At 62.1% G+C, this 15,505-nt stretch carries 13 protein-coding genes; 5 read left to right on the forward strand and 8 right to left on the reverse strand.

What is annotated here, in order from left to right:
• Together DIE16_RS28275 and DIE16_RS28280 are read right to left on the reverse strand one after the other, a co-directional pair.
• The coding region (locus tag DIE16_RS28275; protein WP_124523396.1) for an SDR family NAD(P)-dependent oxidoreductase at window positions 1-158 on the reverse strand (158 nt) is incomplete at its 3' end.
• Between the two features lie 51 nt (window positions 159-209).
• Window positions 210-950: an acetoacetate decarboxylase gene (locus DIE16_RS28280; protein WP_044846508.1), complete on the reverse strand. Its 741-nt coding sequence runs from the start codon at window positions 948-950 to the stop codon at window positions 210-212.
• Window positions 951-1,399: 449 nt separating this feature from the next.
• Between DIE16_RS28280 and DIE16_RS28285 the strand changes: the two genes are divergently transcribed.
• Window positions 1,400-1,981 carry an undecaprenyl-diphosphatase gene (locus tag DIE16_RS28285; protein WP_124488981.1) on the forward strand — a complete coding sequence of 194 codons (582 nt, stop codon included), beginning with the start codon at window positions 1,400-1,402 and terminating at the stop codon, window positions 1,979-1,981.
• A 39-nt stretch (window positions 1,982-2,020) separates the two neighbouring features.
• On the opposite strand, the gene DIE16_RS28290 is transcribed toward DIE16_RS28285, so the two are convergent.
• From DIE16_RS28290 to DIE16_RS28300, 3 genes are all read right to left on the reverse strand, one after another.
• Window positions 2,021-2,245, reverse strand: a complete 225-nt coding sequence (locus tag DIE16_RS28290) for a hypothetical protein (RefSeq protein WP_124488982.1) — start codon at window positions 2,243-2,245, stop codon at window positions 2,021-2,023.
• Between the two features lie 119 nt (window positions 2,246-2,364).
• Window positions 2,365-3,186: a siderophore-interacting protein gene (locus DIE16_RS28295; protein ID WP_185500428.1), complete on the reverse strand. Its 822-nt coding sequence runs from the start codon at window positions 3,184-3,186 to the stop codon at window positions 2,365-2,367.
• 38 nt (window positions 3,187-3,224) lie between these two features.
• Window positions 3,225-3,935, reverse strand: coding sequence for a PadR family transcriptional regulator (locus tag DIE16_RS28300; RefSeq protein WP_044846504.1), 711 nt, complete (start codon window positions 3,933-3,935; stop codon window positions 3,225-3,227).
• An 875-nt stretch (window positions 3,936-4,810) separates the two neighbouring features.
• Between DIE16_RS28300 and DIE16_RS28310 the strand changes: the two genes are divergently transcribed.
• The 4 genes from DIE16_RS28310 to DIE16_RS28325 all read left to right on the forward strand — a co-directional run bounded on the left by DIE16_RS28310 (window position 4,811) and on the right by DIE16_RS28325 (window position 11,694).
• Window positions 4,811-7,594 (forward strand): type VI secretion system Vgr family protein, encoded by a 2,784-nt coding sequence (locus DIE16_RS28310; RefSeq protein ID WP_124488985.1) that lies wholly within the window; start codon window positions 4,811-4,813, stop codon window positions 7,592-7,594.
• Between the two features lie 11 nt (window positions 7,595-7,605).
• A complete protein-coding gene (locus tag DIE16_RS28315; RefSeq protein ID WP_124524075.1) occupies window positions 7,606-9,780 on the forward strand; it encodes a DUF3274 domain-containing protein in 2,175 nt (724 codons plus the stop codon).
• A 149-nt stretch (window positions 9,781-9,929) separates the two neighbouring features.
• Window positions 9,930-11,414 carry a DUF2875 family protein gene (locus DIE16_RS28320; RefSeq protein WP_260434459.1) on the forward strand — a complete coding sequence of 495 codons (1,485 nt, stop codon included), beginning with the start codon at window positions 9,930-9,932 and terminating at the stop codon, window positions 11,412-11,414.
• A gap of 19 nt (window positions 11,415-11,433) precedes the next feature.
• Window positions 11,434-11,694: a PAAR domain-containing protein gene (locus DIE16_RS28325; RefSeq protein WP_124524079.1), complete on the forward strand. Its 261-nt coding sequence runs from the start codon at window positions 11,434-11,436 to the stop codon at window positions 11,692-11,694.
• A gap of 69 nt (window positions 11,695-11,763) precedes the next feature.
• On the opposite strand, the gene DIE16_RS28330 is transcribed toward DIE16_RS28325, so the two are convergent.
• From DIE16_RS28330 to DIE16_RS28340, 3 genes are read right to left on the reverse strand one after another with little or no spacing between them, the layout of a single operon-like run.
• The gene (locus DIE16_RS28330; RefSeq protein ID WP_124488989.1) at window positions 11,764-12,885 is read right to left on the reverse strand and encodes an aromatic ring-hydroxylating dioxygenase subunit alpha; all 1,122 of its coding nucleotides are present in this window, start codon (window positions 12,883-12,885) and stop codon (window positions 11,764-11,766) included.
• Window positions 12,879-14,459 carry a GH3 auxin-responsive promoter family protein gene (locus tag DIE16_RS28335; protein WP_124524081.1) on the reverse strand — a complete coding sequence of 527 codons (1,581 nt, stop codon included), beginning with the start codon at window positions 14,457-14,459 and terminating at the stop codon, window positions 12,879-12,881. Before DIE16_RS28335 ends, DIE16_RS28330 begins: the two co-directional genes overlap by 7 nt.
• Window positions 14,460-14,472: 13 nt before the next feature.
• Window positions 14,473-15,408 carry a fatty acid desaturase gene (locus DIE16_RS28340; RefSeq protein WP_044846489.1) on the reverse strand — a complete coding sequence of 312 codons (936 nt, stop codon included), beginning with the start codon at window positions 15,406-15,408 and terminating at the stop codon, window positions 14,473-14,475.
• Window positions 15,409-15,505 lie beyond the last annotated feature (97 nt).

Genomic DNA, 15,505 nt, shown 5'->3' on the forward strand with positions numbered 1-15,505 from the left:
GCCTTGACGATCTCGTCGGCAACCGCGTTTGCGCCGTCCTGGTTCAGGTCGGCGATCGCCACGGCCGCGCCCGCTTTCGCGAGCTCCAGCGCGATTTCCTTGCCGATGCCGCTTGCGGCGCCCGTGACGACTGCGGTCTTGCCATTCAGGTTGCTCATTTCGAATTCCCGTGGTGAAAGGATTGACAGGGAGAAAGGACTGCGGACGTGTTACTGAGCCAGGTAATCGTAGACGACTTCGCCGAGGCCGAGTGTCAAATCCGCGACGAGGTGGCGCGCTTCGACGATCTCGAGCACCGGCAGGTCGGCCACCGGCGCGAGCGCGTGCGGTGCCAGTTCGAGCGACGCGGGGCCCGTCCACGCGCCCTTCATCCTGATGTCCTGCATGTAGTAGCGCACCAGTTCGCACACGCGCGCGGTGCCGTCGACGTGCGGGATGATCTTCAGCAGGAAGTTCGGGCCGGCGAGGCGCTTCGTCTGCTCGTCGATGTCGAGTTCCTTGTGCTTGTAGCCCATCGTGCCGGTCGCGACGCGCACCTTGCCGTAGTCGAGCGTGCCCAGGAGGTGGTCGGTGTTCACGTGCAGCGTGGGCGACGCGAGTTTTTTCGGGAAACCCCACAGCTCGCGGCCGCCGGCGATCGGCGGGTGATCGTCGAGATACATCGCGAGCGTGTAGCCGCCGGCCTGGCCGTTGTACTCGACGGGGATCACCTGGCCGCTTTCCGTGTAGTCGCCGAAGCCGGTCGAATCGGCCATGCGAATGAATTCGTAATGGACGAGCGGCTCCTTGACCTGCAACGGCTCGGGCACGATTTCACGCAGACGGTCCGGATCGGTGCGGTACGTGATGATCAGAAACTCACGATCGACGAAACGGTACGGGCCCATCGGAAAGGCCGGGCTGGTCAACGGCATCGCAAACGCTTTCGATCGGACATCGCTGGGTTTCATGCGGACTCCTTGTTGTTGATCGCTTCGTGGATGAGTGCTCGTAAGCTCGTAATCCTATGCCTGTGCGTTGCCGTTGTGCGATGCCGCATATGGAATTAATTGTTGCCGATTTCGAATGATTTGCGACGCAAATATTGAGACGAACGGTGCAAACGGCATGGCGCGCGTGAGCGGTCCGATACTCGCACGGGCCGGTGACGCCACGATGTGAAAAAGGTGAGCCTTTACGGGATAGTCGGTGAGCTTTTACGGGAGACAGTCGCGCGTGAATGTGACAATTATGTGAACTTGTGTTGCAGTACAGGCTCTAAGTGCGTTCGCGCGCGGGCCTCGGTCCTGGTCACCGGTCGCCCGGCGCATTAAGCACTGCTTAAGCGAGTGAGCACTAGCATCGTTCGCATCCGACCGGCACCGCCGGTCCCGTCACGACATCCCACGCAACCGGATTCATGCAGAACCTCAATCTCACCCTGTTTTCCGCCTTCAATGCCGGCGCCGCGCCGCACCCCGGCGTTGCCCACCTCGCGATCTTCGCCGCCGACTGGCTCGTCTATGCGCTGCCCGCGATGCTGCTGCTGGCCTGGATCTTCGGCGAACGCCCGACGCGCCGCCAGGCGATCGAGGCCGGCGTCGGCACGTGTGTGGCGCTGGCGCTCGCGCAGGTGATCGGGCATTTCTGGTTTTCGCCGCGGCCGTTCATGGCCGGAATCGGCACGCAACTGATTCCGCATGCGCCGGACAGCTCGTTTCCAAGCGATCACATGACGTTTGCCTGGAGTCTCGCGGTCGGCATGATGCTCGCTGGTACCACGCGGCTGACCGGCGTCGTGATGGCCGCGATGGCCGTCGCGATTGCATGGGGGCGTGTGTATGCGGGCGTGCACTGGCCGTTCGACATGGCCGGCGGCGTGCTGGTCGGCACGGCCGGCGCGCTGGCCGCGCACCTGTACGGACAACGCGTGGTCGAGCTGCTCGAACGGATCGGCGACGTCGTGCACGCGGTGCTGATGGGGCGCGAGCGCACGCCCTGAGCGGCAGGACTACGCGGGAGAAGTGCGGGCCGGACGCCGTCAACCGGGCGTCTTGGCTGCTTCCGCCGAAGCGGACGGGCCGCCGCCCGCTTCATGCAGTTCGGGCGTCTCGCCCGGATGCTGCGCGGCGTCACGTTCGAGCGCGCTTTCCTTCAGGATCGCGCACATCGCGACGAACAGCGCGAGCACGACGACCGCCAGGCCGCAATAACCGGCGATCTTCAGATTGCGAAGGAAAGGCGAAGCGTGGCTTTCTCTTGTCATGACCGGGCGCTCCTGGGCGGGCTGCGGCGGCTGTCGCCCGACAGCGGCGTCGCAGACATAGATATATACCAGCCGCCCCGCCGATGCCAAGCCCGCCCGTGCGCGGGCACCCGTCCGCGTCAGTCTTCCAGCGTTTCGTGCACGGCCGTCGCGCCGCGCTTCCAGTAGGCCGCCGCGCGGATGCGCGACTTGTCGACGCCGCACTCGCCGGTCAGGTACTGACGCACCGCGCGCATCGCTTGCGCTTCGCCTGCCGCCCACACGTAACCGTCGCCGGAGGACGGCAGCGGCAGCTCGCGCACCGCGTTCAGCAGCAGGTCGCCGTCCGCGGCGTCGGCTTCGTCGCGAAAGCGCCAGATTTCGTGCACGTCGGCACGCGTATCGAACGCGATCTGCGCGGTGCGATCCGCGACTTCCAGCACGACCGCCGTGCGTGTGCCGGCCGGCAATTGCTCGAGACGCCGCGCGACCGCCGGCAGCGCCGTATCGTCGCCGATCAGCAGATGCCAGTCGAAATCGATCGGGACCACGAACGATCCGCGCGGGCCGCCGATGCCGAGCCATTGGCCGACGCGTGCCTGTGCCGCCCACTGCGATGCGGGGCCCGGATGGTTCAGCACGAATTCCAGATCGAGTTCGCAGGCGGCGCGGTCGAAACGGCGCGGCGTGAAATCGCGCGCGACCGGCTTCGGTTCGCCTTCGGGAAACTCGGGGCCGTTCGCGCCGAGCGTCGGCATCGCGGGGCGTTCGGCGCCGGGCGGCGGGAAGAACACCTTCACGTGATCGTCGAACGACGACGATTCGAAATCCGCGAGGTCGGGGCCGCCGAGGGTGACGCGCAGCAGGTGCGGCGTCACGGCGTGCACGCGCACGACCTGCAGCAGGCGGAACTTGAGGGTATGGCGCACGCGCGTGACGGCGCGTTCGGAGGGGTTCTGCATCAATCCGTACTCCTTGGGTTTTGACGGGACGGCGCGGGTTACGCGCCGGTGCCGCCTTCGATTTCGGCCGTCGCGCGGCGCATGATTGCCGCGATGCGCCGCTGTTCGTCGGCATCGGCCGCGCTCTTGTGGAGCAGCGCCCGTTTCAGTGCGAGGCGGGCCTCGACGAACTCCGGCAGCCAGCCGGGCTGCGTGTCGTCCTGTGCCTCGCTGCCCGCCGCTTCGCCGGCGAACGCGCGACGCATGAATTCCATCTTGCGTGCGAGGTGCGTGAGGCGCGCGAACAAGGTGTCGACGCGTTCGCGCTGTGCATCGAGATGCGCGCGGCCGGCGTCGGTCAGCGCATAGCGCTTGCGGTTGCCTTCCGCCTGCGACGCGACGAAGCCGACTTCGTCGAGATACGTGAGCGCCGGATACACCATGCCGGGGCTCGGGCTGTAGAAGCCGTTCGAGCGCGTATCGAGCGCCTTGATCAGTTCGTAACCGTGGCTCGGTTGCTCGGCGACCAGCGCGAGCAGCAGCAGCTGGAGATCGTCGGAGCTGAACTGGCGGCCGCGCGGCATGCCGTCGTCGCCGAAATCGCCAAAGCCGCCGCGTCCGCCACGGCCACCGAACGGGCCGCCGCCGAACGGATCGTGGCCGCGTCGATGGCGGCCGATCAGTTGCCAGACACTGGTGTACCAGTCAGGGCCCGCATGCGCACCATGACCGTCGCATCGGGCATGGCCGCGGGAGGAGTTGTGTCGCATGATCGTGTCCTATATGTCGTAAAACATATCTAAAGATATATATCGAAAGATAGGGTGTCAAGGAGGATTATTGGGGGGCGGATGTTGATGGGAGGGGATGTAGGCTGGAAAAACGGTGGCCCTTTTTTGCAGTATTTGAACAAAACTATTAATTTCCCAATTCAATAGCTACTGCTCGAGGTTGACGGGAAGTTCCGCCTAAATGGCGCCCAGCGTCTCGAGACGGGAGATCGTTGCTGTGGCATTGCGGATTGGCAACGGGGCATTGCGATACCAGAAGAGCGTGCTCTGTACGTCGCCGGAAATATCGGTTGCTGCCCGAATGATCCGAGGCGCGTCTCCAAGGAACTTCCGTACGCTCTCGGAGCCTGCCAAACGGCTCATCATGTTACGGTGTACATGGGCCAGCCCCGCGAGCGTTTGCATATGGATGTGGATGTGCAAAGCGAGAGCGAATCGCTTCGCCGAGACGATCGGAGCGATGCTCGTCGGTCCTCTCAATGACGCCATGAATTAGGCGAAATCGCTGGAACTGCCGGTGATATCGGATTCCACGACTGCTTTTTATTGCACGCTATATGCACATTTATAGCATCAGCATTCACTTCGGCCCGTCTAGCCAAGACGAACACAGCGATGGAAGCGTGTACGCGCCTTGGGCGGGGCCCGGGAGACATCCGACGTTCGGAGCACTGCGCGTCGGTCCAGATAGAGCGGCGGAATATAGTGTTCTTCGTCGAATAACATGAAAAATTGTTAGTCGGCATCCCCGATTGTTATTTCCGTGTCACATTTTGGTAAACTCGCGCGCAGCCGCCAGCTATTTAGAACAGCAACATCCGGCGGGTCATAACGAATCAAACTGAGAGACCGTCGTGGATATCCGAGAGTCGTTCCGCAAATTCGTATCGGGAATCGATGCGAATCGCCGGCCGGTCGTGCTGAATTGGGGTAAGGCGCAGCACGCGCTGGCGTCGAAGATCGCGTTGCAGCACGCGAGCATCCGCGAAAGCATGATGACCGGCATCAGCGGCTATCTGACCTGCATTTCGCAGCAGGGCGATTTGCCTCCGAAGCTTTTCATTGGTGCGCCGGTCTCAGTCGGTATCGTCACGGATCGTGGCCAACTGCATGCCATCAACGCAATCGTCAGCGCCGTTCAGATCGGCCGGACCGACGGGGAGCTGACGGTTTACCAGTTCACCGTGACCGACGCGGTGAACCTGCTGCAAAAGCGCACCAATTCCCGCATCTTCCGTAACGTCAGCGTTGTCGATGTACTTGGAGTCGTCCTGAGCGAATGGCGACAGCGTAGTGTTGCCCTCGCGCAGGCGTTCGAGTTCGACCTGTCCCAACTCGACAGATCCCGCTATCCAAGTCGCTCTTTCGTACGCCAGGTCAACGAATCTGATGCCCGTTTCATCTCCCGGATTGCACGTCGCGACGGCATCACGCTGTTCGTGCGCGCCGGACGGGTGAGCGGGGAGGCGAAAGACGGCGATCCTCCCGTGCATACGCTGGTGTTCTGCGATGACCCTCAGAAACTGAGCGAGTCCGCCGCAGGTACAGTGCGCGTCCATCCACGAGACGCTGGAACGGAACAGCGCGACACCATCACCGCTCTGACGATGCGCCAGCAACTGATTTCGGGGGAATCGGGGCGACCTTCGTGGGACTACCGATATGCCCGCGTGGACCAGTCGAGCGCATCGACAAGGATCGATCAAGGCGAATCGGGTAACGATCTCGCGAAATTGCTATCGGACTTCGTGATCGACGTCCCGCATATGGCGGACTCGTGGGCAGACCACGAACGGATGACGGAAGATCGCATTCTGGCTCATGAAGCGCAGGCGGTTCGATACGACGGCGTGAGCGGAATTCGCGACCTCGCAGTCGGCTCATGGATCACGATCGCCGGAGAGGACGAGTGGGGCACGCTCCCGTCCGACAAGCAGCAATTCGTGATTACGTCACTGCACCACGAGATCTGGAACAATCTGCCCAAAGGGTTGAACGAGCGTGCGCAGACGCTGTTCGCCGCCAGCCACACGCTTCAGCAGCCACGCTCGCTGAGCGATGGCGACCCGTCCGGGCAGGATACGCGCTACGAAAATACGTTCTCGTGCGTGCCGCGTGGCACGCCTCTCACGCCGCTTTACGATCCCAAGACTGACCTTCCGCCGACGCCGTTGATTACCGGGCGCGTGGTCGGGGCCGAGGGCGAGGAGGTCAGTTGCGACGAGAATGGCTGCGTGTTCGTGCAGATTCTCGGTCAGGATTCCCGCGATCATGCGCACGCGCAGGGTGCCGGAACGAACAGCAACGAGAGCGACAGCGCACCGATCCGCGTGGCATCCAGTCTGGCCGGGCCGAATTTCGGGGAGACTTTCTTGCCGCGGGTGGGCACCGAAGTTCTGCTCGGGAGCCTCGGCGGGGATCCGGACAGGCTGGTCATCATCGGCGTGCTGGCAAACGGCGCGAACATGCCGGCGAGTTTCACTCATACGGGCAGTCTGCCGGGCAATCGCTTTCTCTCCGGTATCAAGACGAAGGAAATCAAGGGGCAACGCTACAACCAGCTTCGTCTCGACGATACACCGCAGCAAATCAGCGCGCAGCTTGCATCGGAGCATGCGCATAGCCAGTTGAATCTCGGCTACCTGACGCAACCACGCGACAACGGACAGGGTGCAGACCGCGGCCAAGGCGCCGAATTGCGCACGGACGCGGCAGCTGCGTTGCGCGCGGCGCAAGGGATGCTTCTGACGACTTACGCGCGTACGCAGGCGAGCGGCGGACAGCTTGACCGCAATGAACTCGTCGAGTTGCTCGGCGAATGCGCTGAGCTGTTCAAGGCGTTGGGAGATTACGCCGGACAGCACGGCGGCACGGCGACCGATGCGACGGGGCAGCAAGCTGTCGTGACCGCCTTCAAGGGATGGACGCCGGGCGGCCACGCTTCAGGCGACGATCGTGCGTCGAACGCCGACGCAGACGACTCTCAGGCGCTGATGGCATTCGGCGCAAAGGCGGGCGCGCTCAATATCACCCCGAAGACTTACGTGACCTACGCCGGCGAGAACATCGATCAGATCGCGCGGCAGAACCTGCAATTCGCCGGCGGTCAGCGCGTAATCACGACGGCGGGCCAGGGCATCCACCTGTTCGGGCGCGGAGAAGGCGTCCGTGCGATTGCCGGCGAGGGCCCCGTTGTCTTGCAGGCGCAACAGGACACGCTTGCGGCGACTGCTCAGAAGGGGATACAGATCATGTCGGTCGGCGACGAGGTGTTGATCTCGGGCAAGTCGATCCGGCTCGTCGCGGAAGACGGAAGCTACGTGAAAGTCGGTGGCGGCGTCGAGGTCGGTTCCGACGGTGCGTTCACCGCGCACACGGCGGGACATGATTTCGTCGGCCCGAACACGGACCACGTTGCGCCGCCGGCGTTCAATCGCGGAGGAGCCGATCAGAAGTTCCGCTTGCGGTACCCCGGCACCGACGGTGACGACGGTATGCATCCCGTGCCGAATCGTCCATACAAGATCACGCTGCGCAATGGCCAGGTCATTAACGGGATCTCGGATGCACACGGGTTGACGGAGCTGGCATCGAGCGACGCGATGCACATTGCACACATTCAGGTTTTCGACGTTTAAGGCAGGCGATCATGTCCGATACCACAACCTCGTCGCCCCGGATCGTCGGCGAACATCAGGCGATTCTCAATTGCAACCGGCCGCAGGATGCGTTCGTCAATACCGACGTACAAAATCGCTTCCCGTGCACGACGATCCTGATCCATGGCGTGAATGACCTTGGAACGGATTTCGGCACGGTCGAAGGCGGACTGTGCGATGGATTGAACGACCGCCTCGGTCGCACCGATTTCAAGGGCGCGGAGTACTCGCACGGCCGCATGGCGAACGACCCGAGCCAGGTGAGCGTTGCCGACATGATGAAGAACATGGACGACGCCATCTATCGTCGGCAGGAAAGCGAAGAGACAAGGAGCCCGTTGATTCCGTTTTATTGGGGGTTACGCGTCGGGAAGGAGGATTTGCCCCGGGACCCCAATAAGGAAACCGTCAACGGCCAGTACGTCGACCGGTTCGGCAACCGCCTCGATGAGCACCGCGCGCGCAACGGCGGATTCTTCGCCAACGCGACCAACAACATCCCCGACATGTTCGACTCGAATTTCAAAGGGGGAATGACGACGAAAATTCTCGACCGGATGCAGGGCGACCCGACGCACCCGCTTCGCGAGGCGGAAAATCGGCACTACATGTTGCTGGCAGCTCGGCGGCTCGCGGCATTGGTGCGGCAAATCCGCCTTATCGACCCGGACGGGACGGTCAACATCATTGCGCACAGTCAGGGCACGCTGATATCGCTGCTCGCCCAGGCCTATCTCGTCGAGGGGCTGATTCCCAACCAATGTGGCCCGGCTGACCGTCCTGCCGACACGTTGGTCCTGATCGACTCGCCCTACAGCTTGAGCGAGGAGTTCATGGATCGGCTGCTGCAACGCGGGGACCAGCAGCAGACGGCTTACGCGCGTGCAAAGACCCTGGCAAACCTGGCCGGGTTTGTGGCGAGCGGCAAATATTCGACGCCACCACTCGATCAATTGAAGTACGTGCCAGGTCGGGACAATTTCGGCATCGTCGGCCCGACGTGGGATCCCGTGCAGGCGACGCGCCTGAGCGGGTTGCAAGGCAACGAATGCGTCGTGTTCGCCGAGCGCGACAATCGCGGCAAAGTGTATATGTACTTCAGCCCGGAGGATGCGACCGTCGGTCTGCGCGGCGTCAATGGCATGGGTTGCTCGGGCTTGCCCGACTCAATCCACGTGCGTGCGGCGCAGCGGGGAAGCAAGCCTGAGAAAATCGATCTGCTGTCGGCGGCTTTCCGGCAGCGTGTCTTTACCCGGCGTCTGCGGCAGGGCAAGCCGGTTCAGGTTGGTACGCCGCCCGGAAACTTTACGATGCGGGAAAAGGGTGAAACATCCCATGGCTTGCCCGGCGGCTTCACGACATGGGTGAAATCGACGCAGATAAGCGTCGGTACCGAGCGCAATATCAATGGCGAAGCATTGACGCCACCGTTCGATCCCGAAATGGAAGGCAATGTGCTGCCTGGAACGGAGGTAACGCCTCTTTCGGCAAATAATGCTGGCGAGTATGCGCCCGGCAAACAATCCATTGACCAGCTCGAAGCGGAAATTGCCTTGAGCACGAACAGTGGCGAAGGTGCGTTGCAGCCATTGCCCGCACAAACCATCGAATGGCCAACGAGCGAGGATGGGACGCTGCCGACCACCGCCGAGGTCGAGGCGTCGTTGAATGCGGGCAAGGATCCAGACGATCAGTGCAAGGTAGGCCGGGTCGTGTCGACGGTACCGCCGTCGCCCGGGCACATCGTCGTCTATCGGCAGGAGACGCTCAACGAAGCCAAGGTTCGGCTGATGAATAATCATCAGGGAGAAAGCTCATATCACTCGGCGGTCATGAGCGGTCGTAGAAATCACCGCTGTGCGACCGCGTTCGATGTATCGGTAGGCCAGGCGCGTGCGCTGGACGATCCGGACTGGGCAAAACTCCTGCGGGCAATTGCCGATTGGAGACTTCCGGAGAGCGATATAGTAAAAGCCGAGAGAAAACTCGGCAAAAAGCTCGACCCCGTAACGTCCGAAATAATAAAAGCCAATTGCAGCTATTACGAAAGCGGAGTTTTCCCGGAAGAAAATATCGTGCCCAAGGATTTTCCTGACGGTGTGGTCAGTGAAACCAGGAAAGATCGAAATAGCGAAGATACAAAAGAAGCACGATCGGTACATTGACAAATTGATGCGCCATGATTACGACAAACGTCACGCGACCACCGGCTTCACGAATATTTCTGCTCGCACTCGCAATCCTGACTCTCTTATGGATTGCAGTCTTTGAGTTTGTTGTTGGAAGGGAGGGATTTTTGGGAGGGAATATTGCAATGTATCGACGCTTGTCGCTGTTGATCTTGCCGCCGCTATTGTTGGCGGCATGCGTCAGTATCGCCTATGGTGCCTCGTTGCGTCGAGACTCGCCGCCTCGAGACACGCCCGCTGCCGCTCGTCCCTCGAGCGTAAATGAAGCTGTCGTTGCCGGGGACGGATCTCGGGACGCACGGTTCACATTGGAGATACGACGCTTTGGCGTCGCCGTTGACCGGTTTCGCCAGCGTGCGCTATTGATGCGGCTGGACGAGGCAGGAACCAATGGAACGTTGCTCCTGCAAGATCCCAAACAATATCCGTGGTCGAGTAGTGATCGAAGCTTTGCGGGACATAAGCGCGAGAACAACGTTTTCGGCTATACATTGCGTGGATGGGTCGATTATTGGCCGATTCCCGTGATAGTGGCCGGGCCGCCCCGAAACGAGAGTGATCCGGATGCGGGCCGGATGGCAACCCACATCAGTAGTGCGGATAACGGGGCGGGGATTGGCAATACAATTTATACGAGACTCGATGAAATACATACTGCGTATGGGGACGATGTAGTCTCTAGAGCGTTTGATATTTTTGACCGCGAGCCGGACTTGCCGGCAGTAGTGTTGCTGGTTGAGGATGGAATCAACACGCGATCCTATTTGGGTACTCCGGGCGCCGATTACCTGGGTTTGTCCACAAAAGATGGAAACTTCGTACCAAAGAATCCGGACAGTTACGTTGCGTTGCTCGTGACGAGAAAGGATCGCGTTGACCGATTGATTCGTCCATATGTGGTGGACGCACCAGAGGCAATCGACAACACCCAGACCCGATATGACGTGATCAAGCTGTGGAATTATTTCTGGCAGCTTCAGAAAGCCTACTGGAAGAAGGGTGAAAAGGAGATGCCGGCGGATTATTGGCAGGCGAAGCTCCCCGAGTTCTGGAAGACCGCGTCGCTGAAGATACCGGACGGCTTCAAGCCGAACCCGTGGGTGCCGATTCCGTGGACGACGTGGCAACTGAAGGAGTACGACAAATGGCCGGTCCTGGCCAATCTGCATCGGCCGGTGCGAGTTGATCTGAGCAACGGGCACGGGGCGCCGTTGAAGAAGGGCGAGCGAATCGAAAAGATCCGCGCCGGCTGGCAGCAGGCAGTGGGCACGCTTGCGCCCGGCGAGCAGCCGGGACGGATGTTCTACGACACCGGCTCTTCGACCGCCAATCTCGCGTTGCTGGTGCAGTCGCTGCACGACAACCCGCAGCATATCGATATTGACGATCCGAAAGACGCATTCGACATGCAACGCCGTATCGGCGGCGACACCGGAACGAGCTCGATCTGGGTCCAGACCGCGCTGGCGCTGATGATGGGTTATGGCGACGGGAAGACGAGCGCACTGATCAACCTGCGGGATCCGCTGCATGCCACGATCGTCATGCTGACGCCGTCGGACGCCGCGTCGCGGCAAGCGCATCCGCAGACGTTCAGCTGGGATTTCTGACGGACCGGATCGACACGTCATGGGTCAAAAGCGATACATCATCGAAGGCGATGTGCACAGCCACGGCGGACGCGTTGTGTCCGGGGCGCCGAACTCGCGAATCAACGGGCGCGCGATTGCACGCTTGCACGATCCCGCGATTTGCGAGATTCACGGCCTGACCTTCATTGCGACGGTGTCGGGTTACGCCCGGTTCGACGGGCAAGTCGCCGCATGCGACGGCGACTTGCTGGCATGCGGAGCACGCCTGATCGCGAGCCAGGACCAGACGGGAGGCTAACGGAAATACGGGGCACGTGGGCGGTGCGCCGGTCGAGCCGGGCGCCTCGCCCGATCGCGCCGGTGACGCTCAGATCACGAATTCCATCGGCTTCGTGCCGCATTGCGCATCGGGCAACGGCTCGCCACGCTGCGTCGCGGCCAACAACCGACCGATCGCAATGTGGACCACATCGGCGCGCACGCTCGACGGCGTGAAGCCTGCGGCGTTGTCGAGTCCCTCGCGGTGCGCGCGCATGATTCGCACGTCTTGCTGGATCACGGAATGCGTGTAGAGGTGCAGCAGCGGTTTCAGCGCGCGCAGCACCGCAGCCGGCAAGGAAAAGCGATAGGCGATGTATGTATAGACACGCGATCGACGCGTGTCGAGCGGCGTGATCTGGCTGATGATCAGAAAACTCGAACGGCTACCCCAGTGATAGTCGCACCGTGTGACGTTCGGTGCATAAAAATGATCGGTATGCCGAAGCGGTTCCCTGGACGGATTGGTCAGCCAGTCCAGCATGCCGATCTTGTCGCCATCATCGTGATACGTGACCTCGACGCTCTGCTGCTTCAGTTCGACGGTCGCCCGTAGTCGCCGCCCAGTGGATGAGCGAAAGATCCGGTCGTGCACGAACACCGTATGCGGGACGTCCATGAAGTTCTCCACCAGCGCACCGAGATCGCCATCGAACGTATTGACCATGTAGTACGACTGCCACGGCCGTTCGCCGTGGTGCGGCATGTCGAACGGCCGCTTCAGCGCTGGATCACCTCGCCCGCGATAGACCCAGACGAGGCCGTGCCGAGTCAGCACCGGCAACCTGCGCTGACGATATGGGTAGGTCGTACCGGTCGATTCGGCGCTTGCGCCGTCGATGCTGGGAATTCGGGTGACGCGGCCGTGCTGGTCGTAATGCCAGCCGTGATACGGACAGACGAGGCAGCCGTCGATGACATTCCCGGCCGACAACCGGGTGCCGCGATGCACGCATTGGTCGACGAGCGCGACGATCTCGCCGTCTGCCGCCCGGAATAGCACGATGCCGAGGCCGAGTACGCGCGTGCCGAACGGTTTGTCCCGCTTGACCTCGGCTTCGGTGCCCGCGACGTACCATTGCTCGACGAGCGCGCCGAAGGCTTCGCCATCGGCGTCCGGCTCGGATTCGTCGCACGGGGGGCACGTTGATGCGATCGATATGTTCAACATGAGCACGCGTCCTCGATGAATGCGCGGAGTGCGTCCGCCACGGCGGGCTTGGCCACCAGTGCGCGGGGTTTGACGTCGCCAGCCCGGATGCCAGCACGCTCGTGGGCTCGCTGGACGAGATCCGCCAGCTGGGCGGCACCCCCGGGTATACGAACCACGCGCAACGGGCCAAGCTGGCCGACCGTGCGTGCGTGTCGGTAGTGAAAAGCGCGGGCGAGAGCCTGTTCCAGCGCATCACGCAGGGCGGCGACGTCCTGCGTACCGCTTGCAAGCAACAGCAGGTAATGGGGCGGATCCGCGTCTGCGCACGGAATCACGCAACCTTCATCGCCCGGTTGCAGCACCTCGGAAAGCGACGCAGCCAGATAGGCTTCGTCCAGCTTTTCACCGACCAGATCGCTTTGCGTGCCAGCCCGCCCGACGAAGGCCACGCATGGCGTTCGTCCCGCATATCCGGTCACACGGACCCGATCGCCGAGCCGATAGCGGTACAGGCCGCCTCCGGTCGTCACGACGACCTCGACCGTATCGCCCGGCTTCAGTTCTTCCACGCCTATCGCGGTTCCATCGTCGAGCAGGAACTCCAGGAAGTGGCTGCAGACGGCGAGGGGACAGCCGGCCATATCGCCGAACGGCAGGCTGACCACCGCCTCGGTGGAAAACAAGCCTTTCGGAAGCCATGCGGCCTGCGGAAACAAGGTGCGGGCATGTGCGGCGTAGTGTTTGCTCGGACCGTCCATCCAGCAACTCACTGCCGCGAGCTGCGGCCACAGCCGGCTGCAGTGGCCATCGTCGAGTGCGCGCCGCAGCGCTGCCGTACGGTTCGACGGCAGCGAATCGAACAGGAAGGTGAGCGTATCGCCGCGTTGCGGTTCGGCTTCGTCGAACAGCGGACGAAGCAGACTGGTCAGGAAGGTCGGGCTCCATACGCTGATGAAGGCCAGATCTTCAGCGGCGATCAGCGCGCGCAACGTTTCGTTGCGCCACGCCCGACCGTCACCCGATAGCGATGGTGCGACGAGCGTCGGCAGCAGATCGACGAGCGGGCTGTCGGCCAGGTATTCGAGATCGCTGTCCGATCCGATCATGATGCCGTTGGGAGCGCGTTCGCGCGCGTGCATTGGAGGTGACATCGACCAGTACGCGCGCCCGGCCGCGACGCCGGGCACGGCGCGATGCAGATCGGAGAGCCAGACGATCAGCGCGAACTGCAATTCTTCGAGAAAGGCCGGCGTATAGGGAATGAGCTTTTGCTGCTCGCTGCCGCCGCTCGTGCGCTCGAAGAAGCGTGGCGCTTGCGCGGTCAGGATCGGAGCGGACTCCTTGAGTGCACGATCAATCCATCGGGACATGCCGGCGTAGGGGGCCACCGGCACGCGCTCGCGAAATTGTGCCGGATCTGCGATATCGGCAAACCCGTTGGCAATGCCGAACGTCGTGTTCCGATTCGCGGCGAGCAAGCGTGACAGATAGGCCGCCTGCGCGTCGCCCGGCGCATCGAGCGCGCTGAGCCACGCGCGACGGAAGGGTTCTGCTGCCGCGCCAAACGTGGCCCACGCATCCTGTGCACGCACGTGCGTCCTCTCGTCAGAAATAGGTCTTTTCGAGCTGTGTCGGATCGCTGGGCAAACGCCGGGGCGCCTCGAACACATGCAGCCAACCGTACCACAGCGGTCGCGTCTCCGCTGCGTCGGAGCATGCATGAAGCTCCTGCCAGCGCAGGCTCGGATGCCGGTGATGCGTCAGGTTGTAGTTGAAGTTGAGGAACGCCCAGCGGATCAGTGCGGGGGCACGCATGTTGTATGTGCCCTCGACAACGTCGAGCGGAGTGTGCATGTGATACACCCATTGGAGCGACGACCACGAAAACGCGAATGCGAGGTAGGCAATCGCGATGTCGAGCACGCGCCAGTCCAGCAATGCACCCAGTGCAATCCACGCGGCCACGGCTGCGAGGGTTTCGTATCGAATTCGTCGAAAGTCGGCCTGGTCGAAGTCCCTGAACGCAGCCGCATACGTGTTGTCGTGTCCGTACTTCGCCCAACCATGCGGGATGCGACTCGGAAGCACGGCCAGGACGAAGCTGCCCGCGAAACTCGCCAACCAAATGCCGCCGACGATCGCCACGTAGTATTCGATTCGCTTGCGCCACAGCGAAACGTCCGGCTCGACGAAGTCCACCCGCTCCGCAGGCGTTCGATTCCGCACGTGGTGACCGAGATGATTCACGTGGATCAGCGTTGCTGCGGCGCCGAACATCGTCGATGCCCACCACATCATCAAGTAGTTGATTTCCCCGCGCCGATGCCCGAAACCGTGGAATGTTTCGTGCATCATCGAAAACACACCTTGCATGATCAGGCAGAACGGTACGAGCGACACCCAGCGCAAGGGGCTCGTACCATGCGACAGCCACGTCAGGATGCCGGCCCATGCAACGCTCTGCAGCGCGAGCACGCAGAGATTCAGCCGATCGAACCGTCGCGAACGATTATCTATGGCGCTTGCATTGGCAACGAACATACAATTCGGACATGGATGGTGGCGGCGACGCAGAGCATACCTTCGATCGCCATCATCGAACAATACGCCCGCCTGCGCTGACCCTGCGCGTTACGCC

This window comes from Burkholderia sp. Bp9090 (genome assembly GCF_003857985.1).
Taxonomy (GTDB): Bacteria; Pseudomonadota; Gammaproteobacteria; order Burkholderiales; family Burkholderiaceae; genus Burkholderia.